Source organism: Oerskovia sp. Root918, from assembly GCF_001428945.1.
GTDB classification, from domain to species: domain Bacteria; phylum Actinomycetota; class Actinomycetes; order Actinomycetales; family Cellulomonadaceae; genus Oerskovia; species Oerskovia enterophila.
Map to the genome: position 1 here is coordinate 1,067,194 of NZ_LMJG01000001.1, position 21,865 is coordinate 1,089,058.

A 21,865-nucleotide genomic window follows, 5' to 3' on the forward strand; every position below is an offset into this window, starting at 1 on the left:
AACCGCGGCACCATCATGCCTCGGGGCGCGTCGCTCCCGGTCGCACCGGTGCGTGCGGCGACACCGGGGAACGGGCGTCGTGCGTTGCCCTGCCTACCGCCCGCCCAGCAGCCGGTCCACGGCCGTGAGCGGGATCGGCTCCCACGCGGGCCGGTTGCGCGACTCGTACACGACCTCGTACAGGGCCTTGTCGAGGACGAGCGCCCGCAGCAGGGCCTCGGTCGTCGCGAGCGAGAGCCCGGCCGTCCCGTCGTCCTCGCCCACGGCCCGCCGGTAGCCCTCGACGAACGCGGTGCGCGCCGTCGTCGTCCAGCGAGGTGAGCGGGCACCGCCGACCGCCGCCGCGTAGTCGAGCGAGCGCACGATCCCCGCGACGTCGCGCAGCGGCAGGTCCGGGCGCGTGCGCTCGGACACGGGCCGCAGGGGCTCGCCCTCGAAGTCGAGGATCTTCCAGCCGTCGCCGCGCGCGTGCAGCGCCTGGCCCAGGTGCATGTCACCGTGGATCGCCTGGAGCAGGGGCGGGGGAGCGTCGTCGCGCGCCAGGCGTTCGCCGACCTGGTCGAGGAACGCCTCGACGAGCGGGGCACGCCGTGCGAGCGGGATCGAGCCCGCGCAGGCCTCACGGGCCCGACGGCGCAGGTCGCCCAGCAGCCAGCCCGCCTCGAGCGGTGGCCCGGTCGGCAGGGCCACGCGCAGCGCGCCGTGCATGCTCGCGAGCGTCGCGCCGAGGTCGGCCGCGAGATCGGCGAACGACCGGTCCTGGGACGCGTAGGCGCACGCGAGCTCGAACCCGTCCTGGGCGTCGGTCACGAGCTCGCTGAGGATCGCGAGGTGCGCCGTCCGTGCGGTCGCCCCGGCCTGCCCGGCCGCCGGCCCTGGGCCCGGCGCGCCCGGCCCGGCGGGTCGGCCGGGGACGTCGACCGCGTCCCACGAGGCCTCGACCCAGCCGAGCGGGCGAGGGACGCCGGTCCACCCGACCCGCGCGAGCGCGTCCGGGACCACGACGTCGGGGTGCTTGCCGATCGCGACCGTCCGCAGGATCTTGAGGATCGAGCCCCCCACGACGCCGGGCAGGATCACCGACGTGTTGGACTGCTCGCCGCCGACCGTCCGGGCCCCGGCCAGGTCCGGGCTCTCGCCCGGTCCTCCCGCACGGTCACCCTCAGCCGGCTCGAGCGCCGCGAGGAGGGCCACCCACAGGTCGGGGTGCGTGGCGCCGTCGTGCACCGCGAGCGGCGCGCCGAGCGGGTCCCCGGGCCGGGCGGGCGGGCCCGGGACGAAGCCGACCAAGCCCGGCAGGGGCGTGCGAGCCGGGTCCTGGGCGCCCGTGGCGGGCCCGGCGTCGGGAGAGGCCGGCTCGCCTGAGGCCGCGAGCCGACCCGCAGGCGTGAGGACGAGCGGGACCTGGATCACGAGGTCGAGGCCCTCGCCCACGACGCGCAGCAGGTGCAGCGTGCAGCGATCGGTGAGCGCGAAGCTCAGCCACGGGACGTGGCGCACCGCGAGCCCCTTGACGGGGTACCAGCGCTGGGCCGGCAGCCATGCGTCGAGCAGCCCCAGCAGGCGCGCGTCGGGCACCGGAGCGCGCTGCGGCGACCCGAGCGGTCCGTGGCGGGACGCGACGGGCGGGGACGAGACGGTCTTCGGCACCACGTCAGCTCCTTCTGCCGTCCGGGCGAGGGCTGCCGGCCCGGTCCCTACGACGCCGTCGACGTCGGCATCTACGACACCGTGAGCCAGTAGAAGTCCCTCGACCCCCATGTCATCACGACGTCGCCGTCCTCGCCCACCGGGGGGAACGGTGCCCCGCCGAACACGTCGGTGAGCGTCGCCCCCGCGTGCTCGGGCAGGTGGATCGTGGCGGTGCGCGCCGTGGACGCGAGGTTCGCGACGCACAGGATCGTCTCGGCCTCGTTGCGGCGCAGGAACGCGAGCACCGCGTCGTTGTCGGTGCTGAGCGTGACCTGCGCGCCGTCGCCGAACGCGGGGTGCAGGCGGCGCACCGCGAGCATCCCGTGGACCCAGTGCAGCAGCGACGTGGGCTGTGCGAGCTGGCCCTCGACGTTGACGTAGCCGTAGTGGTGCACGAGCGACTGGATCGGCGGCAGGTAGAGCTTGCCCGGGTCGGCCGTCGAGAAGCCCGCGTTGCGGTCCGGCGTCCACTGCATGGGCGTGCGGACCGCGTCGCGGTCGGGCAGCCAGATGTTGTCGCCCATCCCGATCTCGTCGCCGTAGTACAGGCACGGGCTGCCGGGCAGCGACAGGAGCAGCGCGTGCGCGAGCTCGATCTCCTTGCGCGAGTTGTCCAGGAGCGGGGCCAGGCGGCGGCGGATGCCGACGTTCGCGCGCATGCGCGGGTCCTGGGCGTACCACCCGTACATCGACGCGCGCTCCTCGGTCGAGACCATCTCGAGCGTGAGCTCGTCGTGGTTGCGCAGGAACGTGCTCCACTGGGCGCCCGCCGGGATGGGCGGGGTGTCGCGCAGGATGTCCACGATCTGGTTGGCCCGCTGGTCCTTGATCGCGTAGTAGATGCGCGGCATCACGGGGAAGTGGAAGCACATGTGGCACTCCGGCTCCTCCTCGGTGCCGAAGTAGTCCACGACCTCCGCGGGCCACTGGTTGGCCTCGGCGAGGATGATCCGGCCGGGGAACTCGGTGTCGACCATCTCGCGCACGCGCCGCAGGAACCGGTGCGTCTCGGGCAGGTTCTCGCAGTTGGTGCCCTCGGCCTCGAACAGGTACGGGACCGCGTCGAGCCGGAACCCGTCCACGCCCACCTGCAGCCAGAACCGCGTCACGTCGAGCATGGCGTCCGCGACGCGCGAGTTCTCGAAGTTGAGGTCCGGCTGGTGCGAGAAGAACCGGTGCCAGAAGTACTGGCGCCGCACCGGGTCGAACGTCCAGTTGCTCGTCTCGGTGTCCACGAAGATGATGCGCGCGTCCTGGTAGCGCGTGTTGTCGTCGCTCCACACGTAGAAGTCGCCGTAGGGGCCCTCGGGGTCGGCGCGCGAGGCCTGGAACCACGGGTGCTGGTCGCTCGTGTGGTTCATGACCAGGTCGATCACGATCCGGATGCCGCGCGAGTGGGCCTCGGCGATGAGCTCGGTGAAGTCGGACATGGAGCCGTACTGGCCCGCGATCGCGGTGTAGTCGGCCACGTCGTACCCGCCGTCGCGCAGGGGCGAGGGGTAGAACGGCGGCAGCCACAGGGCGTCGATCCCGAGCCACTGGAGGTAGTCGAGCCGCTCGATGAGCCCGCGCAGGTCGCCCGAGCCGTCGCCCGACGAGTCCGAGAACGCGCGGACCAGGACCTCGTAGAACACCGCGGTCCGGTACCAGGAGGGGTCGTCGGACAGGCCCCCGCGCTGCGCCAGGGGCGCGGCCGGCTGCCGCTGGGGAGGCAGTGCGCCCACGGGCAGGGGAGCAGGGGCCGTCGCGGGCGCGACGGGAGCCGGGCCGGCGGCGTGCCCGTCCCGGGCGGCACCGCCCGAGGTGCCGCCCGGCACTCCGCCCGACGTGGCGGACGGCCCCTGGCCCCCGGGGGACGACAGGTACGGGGGCGCCGTCACGGCGCGCCCACGTGGATGACGTGCGCGACCTGCTCCTGCGGCACGAGCCGCACGTACACGTCCTGCCCCCACCCGTACGAGGTACCGCTCAGGAGGTCGTGCGCGACGAACTGCCCGTGCTCGGCCGGCACGCCCAGCGCCGCGAGGTCGAGGTGGACCATTGACTCCTGCGTGCCCCACGGGTCCAGGTTGACGACCACGATCACGGTGTCCGCGGGCTCGGGCGTCCCGGCCGGGGACACGCGCGCCGGCAGGTGACGCGAGAACGCGAGGACCTGGTCGTTGCTCGTGGGGTGGATCGTGAGGTTGCGGAGCTGACGCAGCGCGGGGTGCTCGCGGCGCACCTCGTTGAGCCGCGTGAGGAGGGTCGAGATGCCGATCTCCTCCGCGAGCGCCCAGTCGCGCGGCTTGTACTCGTACTTCTCGTTGTCGATCTGCTCCTCGACGCCGGGGCGCGGCACGTTCTCGACGAGCTCGTAGCCCGAGTAGATCCCCCAGGTGGGCGAGCCGAGGGCCGCGAGCACGGCCCGCACCGCGAACCCGGCGACGCCGCCGTGCTGCAGGTACGGCGGCAGGATGTCGTGCGTCGTGGGCCAGAAGCTCGGACGCATGGAGGAGCCGGCCGGCCCCGAGACCTCGGCGAGGTACTCCGCGAGCTCGGTCTTCTCGTTGCGCCACGTGAAGTACGTGTACGACTGGTGGAACCCGATGTGCGCGAGCGTGAGCATCATCGCGGGCTTGGTGAACGCCTCCGACAGGAAGATCACCTCCGGGTGGGTGGCGCGGACCTCGGCCAGCAGCCACTCCCAGAACTCGAGCGGCTTGGTGTGCGGGTTGTCGACCCGGAACGCCGTGACGCCGCGCGCGATCCAGACCCGCACGACGCGCAGCACCTCGGCGTAGATGCCCGCCGGGTCGTTGTCGAAGTTCAGCGGGTAGATGTCCTGGTACTTCTTGGGCGGGTTCTCGGCGTAGGCGATCGAGCCGTCGACGCGCGTCGTGAACCACTCGGGGTGCTCGGTGACCCAGGGGTGGTCGGGCGAGCACTGGAGCGCGAGGTCGAGCGCGACCTCCATGCCCAGGCGGCGGGCCTCCTTCACGAAGGCCTTGAAGGTCCGCTCGCTGCCGAGCTCGGGGTGGATCGCGTCGTGCCCGCCGTCCTTCGAGCCGATCGCGTAGGGCGACCCCGGGTCGCCCGGGAGCGCGGTGAGCGAGTTGTTGCGACCCTTGCGGTGCGCGGTGCCGATGGGGTGCACGGGCGTCAGGTAGACCACGTCGAAGCCCATGGCGGCGATCGCGGGCAGGCGCCGCGCGGCGCTCGTGAACGTGCCCGACCGCCAGGTCCCGTCCTTGAGGCGTCGCGCGCCCTCGGAGCGGGGGAACATCTCGTACCAGGCCCCGGCGAGGGCGAGCGGCCGGTCCACCACGAGCGGGTACGTGCCCGACGGCGTCACGAAGTCCCGCAGCGGGGTGCGGGCCAGGGCGTCGCGCACCTCGGGCGACAGGGCCGCCGCGAGACGAGCCGGCGAGGGACGAGACGGGTCCGCGAGGGCGGCTGCGCCGTCGTGCAGGGTCTTCGCGTCCTGCGGGCTCAGCCCCGCCAGGGCCGTGATGCGCTCGAAGAGCGCGACGCCCTCGGCGAGCATGAGCTCGACGTCGATGCCCGCCGCGACCTTGATCGCGGCGTCGTGCGCCCAGGTGCCGTACGGGTCGGACCACGCCTCGACGCGGAACGACCAGGCGCCCGGGGCGTCGGGCGAGAGCGTCGCGCGGAAGCGGTCGAGGCCCGGGGCCACGTCGACCATGTGCGCCCACGAGTGGTCGCTGCCGTCCGGGGCGACGAGCACCGCGGTCGCCGCGACCGCGTCGTGCCCCTCGCGGAACACCGTGGCCTCGACCGGGACGACCTCGCCGACCGCGGCCTTGGCGGGCCAGCGCCCGCCCTCGACGACGGGGGAGACGTCGAGGACCGGGATGCGACCGATCGGGGCGGCCGGCGCGATCGGGGGAGCCTGCCGGGGAGCCACCGGGGGGACCGGGCGGGGCGCCGTAGGGGGCACCGTGCTCGTCCTGCGGGGGGACGCGGTCGTGGAGGCGACGGCGGACGCGTTCGGGCGGGCGGTCGCGGGGGTCGCGAGGTTCTCAGGCACCTGCACAAGGTATCGAGCGTGGGCCGTGAGCGGCACCCACAGAGCGGGTGTGGCGCCGAACCTCCACCCGCTCGTCGCCCGACAGGCGGGTGAAAGTTCATGCAAGCGTTACAGAGAGGTGGTGGGCAGGGGGTGTGCCGCGACCGACTGTTGCGTACTGTCGGACCCGTGAGAGCGATCAGACGTTTCACCGTCCGCACCGTCCTGCCCGCCGAGCTGCACGACCTCGACGAGCTGTCCCTCAACCTGCGCTGGTCCTGGCACGCCCCCACGCGCGAGCTCTTCTCCGGGATCGACCCGCAGCTGTGGGACTCCGTGAAGCGCGACCCCGTGGCGCTGCTGGGAGCGCTCGGGCCGGACCGGCTCGCGGCGCTCGCAGCCGACCACGGCTTCGTCGAGCGCGTGCGCGCGGCCGCAGCGGACCTGCACCGGTACCTCCAGGACCCCCTGTGGTACCAGCAGCAGGTCGCGGGGGGCGAGGCGCTCCCCGCGGCGATCGCCTACTTCTCCCCGGAGTACGGCATCACCTCGGTGCTGCCGCAGTACTCGGGCGGGCTCGGCATCCTCGCGGGCGACCACCTCAAGAGCGCGTCCGACCTGGGCGTGCCCATCGTCGGCGTCGGGCTGCTCTACGGCGCGGGCTACTTCCGCCAGTCCCTCACACGCGACGGCTGGCAGGTCGAGACCTACCCGCTGCTCGACCCGGACGGGCTGCCGCTGACCATCCTGCGCGAGGACGACGGCACCCCCGCGCGCGTCTCGATCGACCTGCCCGGCGGGCGCGTCCTGCACGCGCACGTGTGGGTCGCGGCGGTCGGCCGTGTGCCGCTGCTGCTGCTCGACTCCAACGTGCCGGGCAACGACGAGGCCGCCCGCAAGGTCACCGACCGCCTCTACGGCGGCGGCGGCGAGCACCGGCTCCAGCAGGAGCTGCTGCTCGGCGTGGGCGGTGTGCGCGCGCTGCGCCTGTGGTCACGGCTGACGGGGGCCCCCGAGCCCGAGGTCTACCACACCAACGAGGGGCACGCCGGGTTCCTGGGCGTCGAGCGCATCCGCGAGCTCGTCACGGGCGCGGGCCTCACGTTCGACGCGGCCCTCGAGGCCGTACGGGCCGCGACGGTCTTCACGACCCACACGCCCGTGCCCGCGGGCATCGACCGGTTCGGCCGGGACCTCGTCTCGCAGTACTTCGGCGGGGACAACCAGATCCCCGGCATCGATGTCGAGCAGGTCCTCTCGCTCGGCGCCGAGGACTACGACGGCGGGGACCCGACGGTCTTCAACATGGCCGTCATGGGCCTGCGCCTGGGCGGGCGCGCCAACGGCGTCTCGCTCCTGCACGGCGAGGTCTCGCGCGGCATGTTCAACGGGCTGTGGCCGGGCTTCGACTCGCGCGAGGTCCCCATCACGTCGGTGACCAACGGCGTGCACTCACCCACGTGGGTCGACCCCAGGATGGCTGCGCTCGAGTCAGAGAAGTTGGGGCTCGACGAGCTCACGGCCGACGCCGCGTCGTCGGGCTGGCTGAACCCCGACGCCGTGACCGACGCCGAGCTGTGGGACATGCGCCGCGAGCTGCGCGGGCAGCTCGTCGACGAGGCCCGCAACCGGCTGCGCAGGTCCTGGCGCGAGCGCGGGGCCAGCCCCGCCGAGCTCGGCTGGGTCGACGACGCACTCTCGCCCGACGTCCTGACCATCGGGTTCGCGCGCCGCGTGCCCACCTACAAGCGGCTCACGCTCATGCTGCGCGACCCCGAGCGCCTGCGCTCGCTGCTGCTCGACCCCGAGCGGCCCGTCCAGCTCATCGTCGCCGGCAAGTCCCACCCCGCCGACGACCAGGGCAAGCGGCTCATCCAGCAGCTCGTCCGGTTCACGGACGAGGCCGACGTGCGTGGTCGCATCGTGTTCCTGCCGAACTACGACATCGGCATGGCGCAGTCGCTCTACCCGGGCTGCGACGTGTGGCTCAACAACCCGCTGCGCCCGCTCGAGGCGAGCGGCACGTCGGGCATGAAGTCCGCGCTCAACGGCGGGCTCAACCTGTCCATCCTCGACGGGTGGTGGGACGAGTGGTACGACGGCGAGAACGGCTGGGCCATCCCCACGGCGGACGGCGTCGAGGACACCGAGCGTCGTGACGACCTCGAGGCGGCCGCGCTCTACGACCTCATCGAGACCCAGGTCGCCGCGCGCTTCTACGACCGAGACGAGCAGGGCGTGCCGGGGCGCTGGCTCCAGATGGTGCGGCACACGCTCGCGACCCTGGGCCCCAAGGTTCAGGCCACGCGCATGGTCGCCGACTACGTGCACCGCCTGTACGGGCCCGCGGCGGTCGCCGGGCGCACGCTCAACGCCCCGGGCTTCGAGCCCGCTCGCGAGCTCGCGGCGTGGAAGCAGCACGTGCGCGGCGACTGGTCGCGCGTCCGGGTGGACCACGTCGAGTCGAGCGGCATCCGCGAGGTCCCGCAGGTCGGCGACCTCCTGACGGTCAAGGCCTACGTGTCGCTCGGCGACCTGCAGCCCGGCGACGTCGAGGTCCAGGTGGTCCACGGTCGCGTGACCGAGGCCGACGTGATCGAGACCTTCACGGCCGAGCCGCTCGAGCTCGCCGAGACGTACGAGGCGGGGCGGGCGGCGTTCGCCGGGTCGGTGCGGCTGGAGGCGTCGGGTCCGTTCGGGTACACCGTGCGGATCGTCCCCCAGCACGAGGGGCTCGCGAGCGTCGCGGAGCTGGGGCTGGTCGCGAACGCCTGACCGGCTGTGCTGCCGAGGTAGAACGCTGTCGAGATAGAACGCGCTGCGCGAGGTAGAACCCCCTACGTTCTACTTCACGCGGCGCGTTCTACCTCGCACGTTCGCGAGCCAGCCGTCTGGCCGCACGGAGCCGACCCACGAGGCGTTCTGGATCCTTCAGGTCCTCCCAGGTCACGCGAAGGATCGTCCACCCTGCCTCTCGAAGCGCGTCCTCGCGCTTCTTCTCGGCGAGCAGGCGTCCTGCAGGGTCGCCCATACCACCGGCGTACTTGACCACGCCGTCGAACTCGAGCCCGACGCGAAGCTCGGGCCAGGCGAGGTCGAGCCGGAACTCGCCGCGCCAGGTCTTGACGCAGAACTGGGGGACGAGCGGCGGGAGGCCGGCGTCGAGAGCAAACCAGCGCACGAGGGTCTCACCGGGGGACTCCGACCGGGCATCGGCAAGCTGGAGGACCTGCCTCGCCTGGATCACCCCGCGCTTTCCTGCCGACTCGTCGAGGATCTGGTCGAGCAGCCGGACGTCGGCACCGAGACGCAGCGCAGAGTCGGCGACGACCAGGGCGCTGGACGGCCGCAGCGAACGAGCGCAGTCGACCACGGTCCGCTCCAGAGAGGTGACCGGGATACCGTCCAGGTCGTGCCGGTCACGCTCTGGCAAAGCCGTCCAGTGCCGTCGGGTGGCCGGGTCGGAGTCGCGGCGCACGCTGGGATTCGCAAGCTGTGTCACATGGACCAGCCGCCCCAGCCGCCAGGTCCAGCACCCCCACAGGAGGGCTGCTGTCTCGTGGCTCAGCCAGTAGGAGGTGGCGAGCCTCTCCACGACTCCTCGCACGCTCGCGAGCACCTCGGCCTCGCGTCGCCGTGCGTGCCCCTCGCCGGTCGGGAGCGGCAGGTAGACCCCTGGGCGGACACGCACCACCTGTCCGGCGCGTCGGCTCCTCTCGAGCCGAGCCCGGGTCGCCGGTTCGTAGCGCAGCGCGGGCGGGACCTGACGAGTGGTTTCTGGTCGTGCCATGTTGCTCAGCGTGCCCGTGATCGAAGGCATGGGGTGGGGCGACTGGGTATCTGTGGACAACCGGGGGGCGAAGTAGAACGTCCTGGTCGAAGTAGTACGCAGCGCGTTCTACCTCACGCAGTAGGTTCTATCTCGACGGAACACGTCACCCTCGACGTCAGCCCTCTGCCTCGCGCCTCGACGCAGAAGCGCCCCCGAGCAGCCCCAGGTACCGCACCCTCGTCGCGAGCACCTCCCGCAGCTGTTCCCCGATCCCCTCGACGAACTCCTCGCGGTACACCGCGTCGACCTGGACCGAGATCGCGTAGTACAGGCCAGTAAACGTCGCGATCGCGACCGACACCCGCACGAGGGTCTGCGTGACCACGAGCGGGCTCCCCGACAGGTCGAACGTCAGCAGCACGCGCTGCCCGTCGATGCCCCACAGGTCCATGACCTCGGGCGTCACGGTCAGGGTCCCGAGCGCGACGAAGAAGAGCCCCATGCCGGCGCTGACCACGAGCACCTGCAGGAGCTGGGAGACGCCGATCATCGCGGCCACGTTGAACCGCTGGCTGCGGGTCAGCGGCGGGAGCGCCGCGGCCCCCGGCACCCCGTCGGCGGCCGCGCGCAGGGCGTTCCGGGCCTCGGTCGGCAGGCGCAGCCCCACGAACAGCACGATGAGCCCGGCGAAGAACGTCCCCAGGATCACGCCCGCGGCCCCGCCGGTCCGGCTGAAGACCTGCCACACCTCGGCGTTGTAGAACAGGACGAGGGAGAAGACCATCAGCAGCGGCAGGAGCCGCACGAGCCGCACGAGCGACGCCCCGAGCTCGTCGACGATGCGCGCGAGCCCCCACCACAGCGACGAGCCGACGCCGTACGCGACCACGATCCACACGAGCCCCAGCAGCAGCAGGTTCCCGCCGGCCGTGACGAGCGCGGCCCCCCACTCGCCCCCGAACACCGCGGGCAGCACGGCCGGCACGAGCACGAAGAACGCGAGCTCTGGCCCGCCGACGTCCTGCGGCAGCGTCGACCAGTGCCGGCCGCGCAGCACGTTGAGCCCCACGTAGGCCGCGGCGATCAGCACCGCGCCGCCGGCCACGGCGAGCAGGTTGCCCCACCACGTCCACCCGCCGTTCACGGCGCCCGTGAGCTCGAGCAGCAGCACGACGACGAGGAAGGGGGCCGACCGGCCGAACACGTCGCGGCGCGCCGAGTGGTCCTCGAGGAGCAGGGGCAGACCGTTGCGTCGCAGGACGCGTTCGCAGCCGGCGACGTCGAGCTCGGCCGTTCCCGGACCGTCGGCCGGGGGACCGGGGGGAGCGGCGCCGTCGGGCAGGTTCATGCCGGGAGCGTACCGGCAGCGCGGTCCGCTGGCCGGGCGGCCTCGCCGCGGCTACGTTCGCCTCATGCCCGACGACGTCGCTCACCTCCCCGACCTCCCCCCGCCCTTCGGCAAGGTCGCGTGGGACGACGACGCGTCGGCCGGCGACTGGATCCGACCCCGGCTGGGGGAGTGGGGGACCGTCGGGTCTTGCGTCCCGTCGGGCTACGCCGCGTACGCGCGCATCCCCGACGTGCCCGCGTGGGCCGAGGAGGAGGAGGGGATCGGGTCGCTCTACCTGGGTCGGAGCGACGAGTCGGGACCCGAGCAGATGGATCTGCTGATGGACGCCCTCGCGCCGTTCACGGGCGACCAGCTGTGCCACTTCGCGCTGTGGACCGGGTACGGGTGGTTGTACGACCACGCGGCACGGCCCGAGGACTCGACGTCGTTCGCCCTGCTCTCGTTCGGGATCGACGACGTGGGCGAGGGGGACGCGCCGGGGTCCTCGTTCGCGCTCGCGCAGGCGCAGGCCGAGGCCCGGGTGCGCGCGCTGCGGGCCGCGCACCAGGTCGAGCGCCCCGCGGCGCCGATGCTCGAGCTGCCGCACCGCGCCTACCACCTGTGGCACGGGCCGCTCGCGCAGGCCGCCGCGTTCGCGTCGCTCCACCAGTCGCCCACGTTGTGGTGGCCGCAGGACCGGTCCTGGTTCGTGTGCACCGAGCTCGACACCGTGGCCACCGACCTCGGGGGCAGCGAGGAGCTCGTCGCGGCGCTGCTCGAGGTGCCCGGGCTGCGCGCGTCGCGCGTGAGCCCGGGCGACCCGGTGCAGATGCCCGCGGACTGGTGACGGGCGCGGTCCTTCCTCGCCGGACGTGCGGCCGCCCCCGGACCTACAGGCTCCGCGCGAGCGCGCGCCCCACCGTCCGCCCCGAGAACAGGCACCCGCCGAGGAACGTCCCCTCGAGCGCCCGGTGGCCGTGCACGCCCCCGCCCCCGAACCCCGCGGCCTCGCCCGCGGCGTACAGGCCCTCGAACACCGAGCCGTCAGGGCGCAGCACGCGACCGTCGGTGTCGGTGTGCAGGCCGCCGAGCGTCTTGCGGGTCAGGACCGAGAGCCGCACGGCGAGCATGGGCCCGTCCTTGGGCGTCGTGAGCGGGCGCGGCGGGGAGACGCGGATGACCCGGTCCACGAAGAACTTGCGGGCCATCGCGGTCGCGACGACCTGGTGGTCCTTGCCGAGGCCCGAGCGCACCTGGTCGTCGCGCAGCCGGACCAGCCGCTCGAGCTCGACCGCGTCGATGTGCCCCTGCGAGCCGGGGGTCGCGTCGGTCAGGGCATTCATCCCGGCGGCGAGCTCGGTCGGGTTCGCGCCCCACACGAACTCGGGGGACTCGGCCGCGAACCGGGCGACCGGCCCGACCGCCCCGGGCAGCACCCGCTGGGCCAGCAGCCGCACGCTCCGGCCGGTCAGGTCGGGGTTCTGCTCCGAGCCCGACAGTGCGAACTCGCTCTCCATGATGGCCTTGTTGAGCACGAACCAGGAGTGGTCGTCGGCGCGGCCCGTGACGTGCTGGAGCGAGCCCAGCGCGTCGAACCCGGGGAACAGCGGGGCGGGCAACCGGTGACCGTGCGCGTCGACCCACAGCGACGAGGGTCCGGGCAGGATGCGGATGCCGTGGTGGGTCCACACGGGCGAGTGGTTCGCGATGCCCTCGGGGTAGTGCCACATGCGGTCCTCGTGGACCAGGGCCGCGCCGGCGTCACGCGTGACGCCGAGCATGAGCCCGTCGGTCGAGTCGGGGACGCCCGAGAGCATGCGCTGGGGCAGGACGCCCGCGCTCGCAGGCCAGTTCGCGCGGACCAGGTCGTGATTCGCGCCGATCCCCCCGGAGGAGACGACGACGGCGCTCGCCGACAGCTCGACCTCGCCCACGACCTCGCGCACCGAGGGCACGCCGCGCTCGACCGGGTCGTCGGCCAGGATCTCGGCCCGGACCCCGGTGACGGCGCCGTCGGTCACCACGAGCTCGGTCACGCGGTGCCGGAAGCGGATGTCGAGCAGCCCGGCCTCCCTGGCGTCGAGGGCCGCGCGGACGAAGGGCTCGAGGATGCCCGGACCGGTGCCCCACGTGACGTGGAACCGCGGCACGCTGTTGCCGTGCCCGCCCGCGGGGTAGCCGCCCCGCTCGGCCCACTGGACGAGAGGGAACCAGCGCACGCCCTTGCCGTGCAGCCACGAGCGCATGTCCCCCGCGGCGAAGTCCACGAAACCCCGGGCCCAGGCGTAGCCCCAGCGGTCCGGCCCCGTGCCCTCCGCGGCCCCCGGCGCGAACTGCGCCGAGCCGAGCCAGTCGTCGAGGGCGAGCTCGGGGGTGTCCTTGACCCCCATGCGGCGCTGCTCGGGCGAGTCGACCAGGAACAGCCCGCCGAAGGACCAGAAGGCCTGCCCGCCCAGGCTCGCGGCGGGCTCCTGGTCGAGGAGGATCACGTGACGGCCCGCCGCGGTGAGCTCGGTCGCGGCGACGAGCCCGGACAGGCCCGCGCCGACGATGATGACCTCGGCAGAGTCGGTCGCTCCGGGACTGGGAGCGCTCCCGGGGGCAGGGCGCGATGCGGTCGGGTCGGGGATGCTGACGTCGTTGTCACTCATGCGCAGAGACTAGACCCCGCGCCCGGTCGCGAGGTAGAGGCCGGGCGTCGAGGTAGTGGTCCCAGGACCTCTACCTCGACGCCAGCCCTCTACCTCGGCGGCCTCAGGGGCGCTCGGCCGAGACGTAGACCTGCATGCTGAGGGGCTCGAGCAGGACGGACGGCGAGTCGGCAGGGTCGGCCTGGTCGGCCTGGTCGGCCTGGTCGGCCGGAGCCCGGTCGGCCGGAGCCCGGTCGGCGGAGGCCGTGCCCTCGCCGCCCCCGCTGCCTTCGAGGCCGTCCACCCCGTGCTCGCCCTCGGTCGGGTGCTCCCAGTCGGAGTCCCACGCGAGCTCCCAGGCGCATCCCGCTGCCCCGTCCTCGCCCCGACCCGGGACCGCGGCCGGCGTGACCTCGACCGTGTCGAGCGCCCCGTTGACCACCACGAGCACGTCCTTGTCCCCCTCGCCCGGGCCCGTGCGCAGCATCTGCAGGACCCGGAAGCCGGGGTCGTGCCAGGCGTCGTGGTCGAGGGGGCGCCCCGCCGCGTCGAACCAGGCGAGGTCCGGCACGGCGTCCTCGGCGGCATGCCGCGGTCTGCCGTGGAAGAACGCGTCGCTGCGCAGCGCGGCGTGCTCTCGGCGCAGCGCCAGCAGGTGGGTCGTGGTCGCGAGCAGGTCCTTGCGCCAGGGCGACAGGTCCCAGCTCACCCAGGACAGCGGCCCGTCCTGGCAGTAGGCGTTGTTGTTGCCCCGCTGGGTGCGGCCCATCTCGTCGCCCGCCGTGAGCATGGGCGTGCCGGCCGCCAGGATCTGCGTGGCCATGAGGTTGCGGATCGAGCGCCGCCGCAGGGGAGCGATGACGAGCCCGGGCTCGAAGCCTCCGTGCTCGAGCCCTCGGATCGTGGCGTCCTCGTCCGACAGTCGCCCCTCGATGCCGTGGTTCCAGGACCGGTTGTCGTCGCTGCCGTCCCGGTTGCCCTCGCCGTTGGCCTCGTTGTGCTTGTGCTCGTAGGCGACGAGGTCGGCGAGCGTGAAGCCGTCGTGGGCCGTCACGAAGTTGATCGATGCGACCGGTCCGCGCATCAGCGGCGGGTCGCTGTGACCGAACAGGTCCGCGGACCCTGCCAGGCGGGTCGCGAGCTCGCGCACGCCCTGGCCGAGACGCCCGTGCGAGGCCTCGCGGGGGTCGGCGAGCCAGAACTGGCGCACGGCCCCGCGGAAGCGGTCGTTCCACTCGGCCAGGGGGGCCGGGAACTGCCCGGTCCGCCAGCCGCCCGGGCCCACGTCCCACGGTTCGGCGATCAGCTTGAGCCCGTTCAGCACGGGGTCGGTCTGGAGCGCGACGAGGAACGGGTGGTCGGGGTCGAACCCGCCGGGCCCCCGGCCCAGGGTCACCGCGAGGTCGAACCGGAAGCCGTCGACCCCGATCTCCTGCGCCCAGTACCGCAACGAGTCGAGCGTCGCCTGCACCACGCGGGCACGCCGGAAGTCGAGGCTGTTGCCCGTCCCGGTGACGTCCGCCAGCCGGGCGGGCGTCGCGCCGTCGTGCAGGTAGTGGACGGGATTGTCGAGGCCGCGCCACGACAGGTGAGGCCCGTCGACCCCGCCCTCGCACGTGTGGTTGTGCACCACGTCGAGCACGACCTCGATCCCGGCCTCGTGCAGCAGGTGGACCATGCCGCGGACCTCGTCGACCACGGCCCCCGGCCCGGCCTTCTGCGCGGCGCGCGTCGCGTAGGGCGCGTGCGGCGCGAAGAACCCAGCCGTCGAGTAGCCCCAGTAGTTGGTGAGGCCCTGGGCCAAGAGGTGCGGCTCGGAGAGGAACGCGTGGATCGGCAGGAGCTCGATCGTCGTGACACCCAGGTCCCGCAGGTGAGCGATCGTGGCAGGGTGCGCGAGCCCCGCGTAGGTGCCGCGCAGGGGCTCGGGCACGGCCTCGAGCTGCATGGTCAGGCCGCGCACGTGCGCCTCGTACAGCACGGTGTCGGCCCAGGGGACCTGCGGGCGGCGCACGGGCGGGTGGTTCGTGCGCGGGGCCACGACGACCGAGTGCGGCACGTGGGTCGCGGAGTCGCGCGGGTCGGCCGGGCCCTCCGGGTCGCCGACGAGCACGCCCGACGCGTCGCGCTCGGTCACGTGCCCGCGCGTCGAGGGGTCCTCGTCGAGCTCGCCCAGGAGCCCGCGAGCGTACGGGTCGAGGAGCAGCTTCGCGGGGTTGTACCGGAGCCCGGCCGCAGGGTCCCAGGGGCCGTGGGCGCGGAAGCCGTAGCGCTGGCCCTCGCGCACCCCGGGCACACGGGCGTGCCAGACGCCGTAGCTCGGCCCGTCGAGCGCGACGCGCCTCTCGTGGATCTCGCCGTCGGGGGAGACGTCGAGCAGGCACAGGTCGACGGCGCTCGCGTGCGACGCGAGCACGGCCACGTCGACGCCGTCTCCGGCGAGGTGGACGCCGAGCGGCGCGACCGGACCGTGCGAGGGGCGGGGGCGGGGGGTGGGGGCAAGCGCTTGCACCCCTCCATTGTGACGCCCGGTCGTGGACGGTTCGTGCTCAGCACGTGGTCGTGCGCAAGATCTCACCCGGCTGCGGCGCCCTGCCCGGTAGGGTTTCGACTGTGCCGCGTCCTCGCAAGGGGCCTGGCGTGCGGGTTCGTCCCGGGTCCACCGTCGCCCACCCACGGAGCTCATCACGATGAGGATCGTCGTCGCCGTCAAGTATGTTCCCGATATCCACGCCGACCGCCGATTCGACGAGGGCCGCGTCGTGCGCTCGTCGGAGGAGGGGACGCTCAACGAGCTCGACGAGAACGCGATCGAGGCAGCCCTGAAGATCGTCGAGTCGCTGCCCGAGGACGAGCAGGCGTCCTCCGAGGTCGTCGTCCTGACCATGGCCGGCCCCGAGGCCGACACCGCGATCCGCAAGGCCTACCAGATGGGCGTCGGACGCGGGGTGCGCGTGAGCGACGAGGCGCTCGCGGGCTCGGACTACTTCGGGACGGTCAGCACCCTGGCCGCCGCGATCCGCAAGCTCGAGGAGGAGGGCCCGGTCGACCTGGTCGTCACGGGCATGGCCGCGCTCGACGGGCTGGGGTCCGTCGTCCCGGTGCTGCTCGCCGCCGAGCTCGACCTGCCGCAGCTCACGCTCGCGGGCAAGCTCGAGGTCGACGCTCAGGCGCGGACCGCCCAGGTCACGCGCGAGCTCGACGACGCGCTCGAGGAGCTCTCGGCGCCGCTGCCCGCCGTGGTCTCCGTGACGGACCACGCGAACTGGCCGCGCTTCCCGAACTTCAAGCTCATCATGGCCGCGCGCACGCAGCCGATCGAAGTCTGGGACCTCGCGGACCTGGGCGTCGACCCCGCCACGGTGGGCGACGCCGGTGCGCGCACGCACGTCCTCAGCGCCACGCCCCGCCCGCCGCGCCCCGAGGTCGAGGTCGTCGTCGACAAGGGCGAGGGCGGCCGGGCGCTGGCCGAGTTCCTCATCCGCAACGAGCTGGTCTGAGAGGGAACACCGTGACCACCAACGTCCTCGTCCTGCTCGACTCCCCGGAGACGCAGCTGCGCTCCGCGGCCCTCGAGCTCCTCACCATCGCCCGCAGCCTCGGGCGCCCCAAGGCCGTGACGCTCGGCAGCCCGAGCGTCACGACGCTCGCCCAGCTCGGCGCCTACGGCGTCGACACGGTCCTCCAGGCCGAGCTGCCCACGTCCCTGAGCCCCGGCGCCGAGCACCTGACGGCCGTCGTCTCGCAGACGCTCGCGACCGCGGTGCGCCGCGCGAACGCCGACGTCGTGCTGCTCTCGGCGACGTTCCCCAACAAGGAGGCGGCTGCCCGCCTCGCGTACGAGCTCGGCGCGGGCCTCGTGATCGACGCGGCCGCGGTCAGTGCCGAGGACGGCAAGGCCGTGGGCCACAAGCGGGTCTTCGCGGGCTCGTGGGACACCTCGTGCGAGGTCTCGACGGACGTCGCGGTCTTCACGGTCCGCGCCAACTCGGTCGTGCCGGAGCCTGCCGAGACCTCGGTCGCGACCGAGGTCATCGGGTTCCCCGTCGAGGTCCCGGCCTCGGCCACGCGGGTCACGGTCGTCTCGCGCGAGGAGAAGCCGGTCGTCGAGGGCGGGCGTCCGAGCCTCGCAGAGGCCGCCACGGTCGTGGCCGGCGGGCGCGGCACCGACGGTGACTTCGCGCCGGTCGAGGAGCTCGCGGACGCGCTCGGCGCGGCCGTGGGCGCAACCCGCGACGCGGTCTACGAGGGCTGGTTCGACACGTTCATCGGCCAGACCGGCGTGACGATCGCGCCGCGCCTGTACATCGGCGCGGGCATCTCGGGGGCACCGCACCACCGCGGTGGCATGCAGGCCTCGCAGGTCATCGTCGCGGTCAACAACGACTCGGACTGCCCGCTGTTCGAGATCGCCGACTTCGCGGTCGTCGGCGACCTCGCGGAGGTCCTGCCGCAGGCGGCGAAGGTCATCCGGGAGCACAAGGGCTGACCGCTCGCACGGACCACGGACGCCCCGGCAGGCTCGCCTGCCGGGGCGTCCGCGCGTCCGGGGAGTGCTGCGGGCTGCGTCACCCGGGCCCGACGGCGGAGCAAGGCCCCAGGAGCGGGTCAGAGTCCCAGGTGCTCGAGCCAGGCGAGGCCTGCGAGCGCCTGGCCCAGGGCCCTCTCCGGGAGCCACGGCCTGCCCGGGGGAGCGGGGCGGCGCGCGGTGTCCAGGGAGAATCCTGCGTACCCGCCGACGATCGAGCGCAGGTCCTCGGGGTGCACCTCGGCACCCAGCGGGTGGTCGTCGAACACGGCCGTGAGCCAGGCCCCGGCGCGCTCGGCGTCGTCCCAGTGCACGAGGGGCGGCCCGCCGTCGCACGGGATCTCGACGTCGACGGGCTCGAACACTCCCTCGACGCCCTGTGCGCCGACCGTGACGAGCAGGTGCGCGAGGTCGAGCCAGGCTGCCCCGCGCATGGCGTGGGGCCAGTCGAGGACGTAGACGTGGTCGTCGGTCACGGCGAGGTTCTGGGCCCGCATGTCGCCGTGCACGATCGACTCGCCCTCGCACGCGACGAGCACGCCCAGCTCGGTCTCGACGAGCCGGTCGAGGTGCTGTGCGGCCCAGGGCGAGACGTGCTCGAGGTGCGGGTACGGCTCGCGCTGGACGCGGCCCCAGCCGATCGTGGCCGACGCGAGCTGGGGACCCGCGGGTGGCAGGGGGATCTGGCGCGCGCCCGGGACGCGCGCGAGGTCGTCGAGCGTGTCGAGCACGCGACCGAGCACCGCGGGGTCCCACGGGATGCGGGGCGGGTAGCCGTCGATCGCCTCGTACGCGAGCACGATCCAGTCACCGTCCCCGTGGCCCCACAGGAAGCGCGGCATGGGGACGGCCGCGGGCAGGCGCACCGAGATCTTGGCCTCAGCCCGGTGCAGGTCCGCGGACTCGGGCGCGTCGAGCGTGCGGGCAGCCTTGAGGAAGACCTGGTCGCCCGTCGAGAGACGCACGAGCGAGCCCATGCCCGGGCTGAACCCGCTCACGACGCTGATCTCCTCCACGACCCGGGCGTTCATGGTCGCCTCGATCTCGTCGCGCAGCTCGGCGGGGAGCTGCGCCCAGCGCAGCCGGTCGCTCGCGTGGGCGCGCGGGTCCTCCGGTGAGCGGACCACGGCGGTGGTCGCGACGTCGTCGGGCATGGGGCGTAGCACTCTCACAAGGTGAGGAGGGGAGTCTGAGGGGGGAACCGCGCGAAGGCGTCCCGGGTGCGGTCCGCGGCGTGGAACGAGCCGGGGACCTGGATCCGAGAGCGATCGGGCATCTGTCAAGATATCGCGTTTTCCTGGGCTGTCCAGCGCCATCCCACGGGTCGGCCGACGGCCCCACGAGCCCCGTGACAGCGAGCCCCAGGAACCCTTCGTAGACTGGACGACTGTGATCGCCCCATGACCTCCACCCCTGCCGCGCCCGGCGCCGGCGCCTACCTCGACCACGCCGCGACGACCCCCATGTCGCCGGCGGCGATCGAGGCGTTCGTCGCGGAGCTGACGGCGACCGGCAACCCGTCCTCGCTGCACTCGGCGGGCCGGGCTGCGCGCCGTGTCGTCGAGGAGTCGCGCGAGGCCGTGGCAGCGGCGCTCGGCGCGCGCCCCAGCGAGGTGATCTTCACCGCGGGCGGCACCGAGTCGGACAACCTCGCGGTCAAGGGCCTGTTCTGGGGGCGTCGCACGACCGAGCCCCGACGGCGGCGCATCCTCGTCTCGGCGGTCGAGCACCACGCGGTGCTCGACCCGGCGTTCTGGATGGCCGAGCACACGGGCGCGGAGATCGTGCTGCTGCCCGTCGACGACGAGGGACGCCTCGACCTGGACGCCCTGCGGGCCGAGCTCGCGACCAAGGGGGACGAGGTCGCGCTCATCTCGGTCATGTGGGCCAACAACGAGGTCGGGACGATCCAGCCCGTCCAGGAGGTCGTGCAGATCGCGCGCCCCTACGGGATCCCCGTGCACTCCGACGCGGTGCAGGCCGTGGGCCAGGTCCCGGTCGACTTCGCCGCGAGCGGGCTCGACGCCCTGACCCTCACGGGCCACAAGCTCGGCGGCCCGGTGGGCGTGGGGGCACTGCTCGCCAAGCGTGGCCTGCCGCTCACGCCCGTGCTGCACGGCGGCGGGCAGGAGCGGGGTGTGCGGTCGGGCACGCTCGACACCCCTGCCATCCGGTCGTTCGCGGTCGCGGTGACCGAGGCGGTCGGGGCGCGCGCCGAGCGGGCCGAGCACCTGGCCGGGCTGCGCGACGAGCTGGTGCGCGGCGTGCGCGCGGCCGTCCCCGACGCGGTCCTGCGCGGGCCGGACCCCCTGGTCGACCCGTCGCGGCGCCTGCCCGGCAACGCCCACTTCACGTTCCCCGGCTGCGAGGGCGACTCGCTGCTGTACCTGCTGGACTCGGCGGGCGTGCAGACGTCGACGGGGTCGGCGTGCCAGGCCGGGGTCCCGCAGCCCTCGCACGTCCTGCTCGCGATGGGCGTTCCCGAGGAGGACGCGCGCGGTGCGCTGCGGTTCTCGCTCGGCGCGACGTCGACGCACGCCGACGTGCAACGGCTCCTGGACGCGTTGCCACAGGTCGTGGCGCGCGCGCAGGCCGCAGGTCTCGCGTCCTCGGCGGGCGCAGGCCGGAGCACCACCACGAGCACCACGAGGAGGCCCGCATGAGAGTCCTGGCAGCGATGTCCGGCGGGGTGGACTCCGCCGTCGCGGCCGCACTGGCCGTCGAGGCCGGCCACGAGGTGGTCGGCGTGCACATGGCGCTGTCCCGCAACCGCGAGCAGTTCCGCGCCGGGTCGCGCGGCTGCTGCTCGATCGAGGACGCGGGCGACGCGCGGCGTGCGGCCGACGTCCTGGGCATCCCGTACTACGTGTGGGACCTCTCGGAGCGCTTCGAGGACACGGTCGTCGCCGACTTCCTGTCCGAGTACGAGGCCGGGCGCACGCCCAACCCGTGCGTGCGCTGCAACGAGCACATCAAGTTCGAGGCGCTGCTCGACAAGGCGACCGCGCTCGGGTTCGACGCGGTCGCGACGGGGCACTACGCGCAGGTCCTCACGCGCGAGGTCACGGAGCCCGGGCCGGACGGCGAGCCCGTGACCCGGACGGTCCACGAGCTGCACCGCTCGCCCAACGAGGCCAAGGACCAGTCGTACGTGCTCGCGGTCATGGGGCCAGAGCGGCTGGCCCGCTCGATGTTCCCGCTGGGGGGCTTCGCGTCCAAGGACGAGGTGCGCGAGGAGGCCGAGCGGCGCGGGCTGTCGGTCTCGAACAAGCCCGACTCGTACGACATCTGCTTCGTGTCCGACGGCGACACCCAGGGATTCCTGAAGTCTCGCCTGGGCGCGCGCACGGGCGACATCGTCGACACCGAGGGCGAGGTCCTGGGCGAGCACGAGGGTGCGTACGCGTTCACGGTCGGCCAGCGCAAGGGTCTGGCCCTGGGCCGTCCGGCGGCCGACGGCAAGCCGCGCTACGTGCTCGAGGTCGAGCCGGTCTCCAACCGCGTCGTCGTGGGGCCCGCCGAGCTGCTCACGGTCGACCGGATCGTGGGGGACCGGTCGGTGTGGCTCGCGGACGACGTCCTCGCGGGCGCGGGCTGGGACGCGTCGACCTCCGCGGCGTCGGACTGGTTCGAGGCGACCGTGCAGGTGCGTGCCCACGGGGTACCGGTCCCGGCCCGGGTGCGCGCCGTCGTCGGGCCTGGGGCGGGAGCGCCCGAGGACCCGACCGGTGCGGCGTCCGCGCAGGGCGCCGGCATGGAGGTCGAGCTCACGGGCGAGACGCTGCGCGGCGTGGCCGCGGGGCAGTCCCTCGTCGTGTACCAGGGCACGCGCGTGATCGGGCAGTCGACCGTGCAGCGGGCCTACCGGGCCGCGCGCGCCACGAGCCTCGCGGGCTGAGCCCGG

14 protein-coding genes are annotated in these 21,865 nt (G+C 73.6%); 6 read left to right on the forward strand and 8 right to left on the reverse strand.

Annotation, left to right across the window (positions count from 1 at the left end; translation table 11 throughout):
* Positions 1-93: 93 nt before the first annotated feature.
* From ASE27_RS04545 to ASE27_RS04555, 3 genes are all read right to left on the reverse strand, one after another.
* Entirely contained in the window at positions 94-1,653 is a 1,560-nt protein-coding gene (locus ASE27_RS04545) for a hypothetical protein (RefSeq protein ID WP_056646277.1), read from the reverse strand.
* A 68-nt stretch (positions 1,654-1,721) separates the two neighbouring features.
* Entirely contained in the window at positions 1,722-3,422 is a 1,701-nt protein-coding gene (gene treS / locus ASE27_RS04550; RefSeq protein ID WP_056646824.1) for a maltose alpha-D-glucosyltransferase, read from the reverse strand.
* A 146-nt stretch (positions 3,423-3,568) separates the two neighbouring features.
* Positions 3,569-5,722, reverse strand: coding sequence for an alpha-1,4-glucan--maltose-1-phosphate maltosyltransferase (locus ASE27_RS04555; RefSeq protein ID WP_082608554.1), 2,154 nt, complete (start codon positions 5,720-5,722; stop codon positions 3,569-3,571).
* 168 nt (positions 5,723-5,890) lie between these two features.
* On the opposite strand from ASE27_RS04555, the gene glgP reads away from it, so the two are divergent.
* Positions 5,891-8,476 carry an alpha-glucan family phosphorylase gene (gene glgP, locus ASE27_RS04560; protein WP_056646279.1) on the forward strand — a complete coding sequence of 862 codons (2,586 nt, stop codon included), beginning with the start codon at positions 5,891-5,893 and terminating at the stop codon, positions 8,474-8,476.
* Positions 8,477-8,564: 88 nt separating this feature from the next.
* Here the strand turns inward: glgP and ASE27_RS20125 are convergent, their stop codons facing one another.
* Together ASE27_RS20125 and ASE27_RS04570 are read right to left on the reverse strand one after the other, a co-directional pair.
* A complete protein-coding gene (locus ASE27_RS20125) occupies positions 8,565-9,491 on the reverse strand; it encodes a hypothetical protein (protein ID WP_157257368.1) in 927 nt (308 codons plus the stop codon).
* Between the two features lie 157 nt (positions 9,492-9,648).
* Positions 9,649-10,821 (reverse strand): hypothetical protein, encoded by a 1,173-nt coding sequence (locus ASE27_RS04570; RefSeq protein ID WP_056646285.1) that lies wholly within the window; start codon positions 10,819-10,821, stop codon positions 9,649-9,651.
* 64 nt (positions 10,822-10,885) lie between these two features.
* Between ASE27_RS04570 and ASE27_RS04575 the strand changes: the two genes are divergently transcribed.
* Positions 10,886-11,650 carry a hypothetical protein gene (locus tag ASE27_RS04575; protein ID WP_056646288.1) on the forward strand — a complete coding sequence of 255 codons (765 nt, stop codon included), beginning with the start codon at positions 10,886-10,888 and terminating at the stop codon, positions 11,648-11,650.
* A gap of 43 nt (positions 11,651-11,693) precedes the next feature.
* Here the strand turns inward: ASE27_RS04575 and ASE27_RS04580 are convergent, their stop codons facing one another.
* Both ASE27_RS04580 and glgX read right to left on the reverse strand, forming a co-directional pair.
* The gene (locus ASE27_RS04580; protein WP_082608490.1) at positions 11,694-13,454 is read right to left on the reverse strand and encodes an FAD-binding dehydrogenase; all 1,761 of its coding nucleotides are present in this window, start codon (positions 13,452-13,454) and stop codon (positions 11,694-11,696) included.
* A 103-nt stretch (positions 13,455-13,557) separates the two neighbouring features.
* The gene (gene glgX / locus ASE27_RS04585; RefSeq protein WP_056646292.1) at positions 13,558-15,945 is read right to left on the reverse strand and encodes a glycogen debranching protein GlgX; all 2,388 of its coding nucleotides are present in this window, start codon (positions 15,943-15,945) and stop codon (positions 13,558-13,560) included.
* A 178-nt stretch (positions 15,946-16,123) separates the two neighbouring features.
* On the opposite strand from glgX, the gene ASE27_RS04590 reads away from it, so the two are divergent.
* Entirely contained in the window at positions 16,124-16,933 is an 810-nt protein-coding gene (locus ASE27_RS04590; RefSeq protein ID WP_056646295.1) for an electron transfer flavoprotein subunit beta/FixA family protein, read from the forward strand.
* An 11-nt stretch (positions 16,934-16,944) separates the two neighbouring features.
* The gene (locus tag ASE27_RS04595; RefSeq protein ID WP_056646300.1) at positions 16,945-17,922 is read left to right on the forward strand and encodes an electron transfer flavoprotein subunit alpha/FixB family protein; all 978 of its coding nucleotides are present in this window, start codon (positions 16,945-16,947) and stop codon (positions 17,920-17,922) included.
* Between the two features lie 119 nt (positions 17,923-18,041).
* Here the strand turns inward: ASE27_RS04595 and ASE27_RS04600 are convergent, their stop codons facing one another.
* Positions 18,042-19,115, reverse strand: a complete 1,074-nt coding sequence (locus ASE27_RS04600) for a phosphotransferase family protein (protein ID WP_056646303.1) — start codon at positions 19,113-19,115, stop codon at positions 18,042-18,044.
* Positions 19,116-19,361: 246 nt separating this feature from the next.
* On the opposite strand from ASE27_RS04600, the gene ASE27_RS04605 reads away from it, so the two are divergent.
* Both ASE27_RS04605 and mnmA read left to right on the forward strand, forming a co-directional pair.
* Entirely contained in the window at positions 19,362-20,624 is a 1,263-nt protein-coding gene (locus ASE27_RS04605; protein ID WP_056646307.1) for a cysteine desulfurase family protein, read from the forward strand.
* The gene (gene mnmA / locus ASE27_RS04610) at positions 20,621-21,859 is read left to right on the forward strand and encodes a tRNA 2-thiouridine(34) synthase MnmA (RefSeq protein ID WP_056646310.1); all 1,239 of its coding nucleotides are present in this window, start codon (positions 20,621-20,623) and stop codon (positions 21,857-21,859) included. Before ASE27_RS04605 ends, mnmA begins: the two co-directional genes overlap by 4 nt.
* Positions 21,860-21,865 lie beyond the last annotated feature (6 nt).

What these genes read in the sequence shown, in the direction of transcription:
- ASE27_RS04575 (WP_056646288.1), top strand. Translation starts at nt 10,886, where the DNA reads ATGCCCGACGACGTCGCTCACCTCCCCGACCTCCCCCCGCCCTTCGGC.
- ASE27_RS04570 (WP_056646285.1), bottom strand. Translation starts at nt 10,821, where the DNA reads ATGAACCTGCCCGACGGCGCCGCTCCCCCCGGTCCCCCGGCCGACGGT.
- ASE27_RS04580 (WP_082608490.1), bottom strand. Translation starts at nt 13,454, where the DNA reads ATGAGTGACAACGACGTCAGCATCCCCGACCCGACCGCATCGCGCCCT.
- ASE27_RS20125 (WP_157257368.1), bottom strand. Translation starts at nt 9,491, where the DNA reads ATGGCACGACCAGAAACCACTCGTCAGGTCCCGCCCGCGCTGCGCTAC.
- ASE27_RS04590 (WP_056646295.1), top strand. Translation starts at nt 16,124, where the DNA reads ATGAGGATCGTCGTCGCCGTCAAGTATGTTCCCGATATCCACGCCGAC.
- ASE27_RS04605 (WP_056646307.1), top strand. Translation starts at nt 19,362, where the DNA reads ATGACCTCCACCCCTGCCGCGCCCGGCGCCGGCGCCTACCTCGACCAC.
- mnmA (WP_056646310.1), top strand. Translation starts at nt 20,621, where the DNA reads ATGAGAGTCCTGGCAGCGATGTCCGGCGGGGTGGACTCCGCCGTCGCG.
- ASE27_RS04600 (WP_056646303.1), bottom strand. Translation starts at nt 19,115, where the DNA reads ATGCCCGACGACGTCGCGACCACCGCCGTGGTCCGCTCACCGGAGGAC.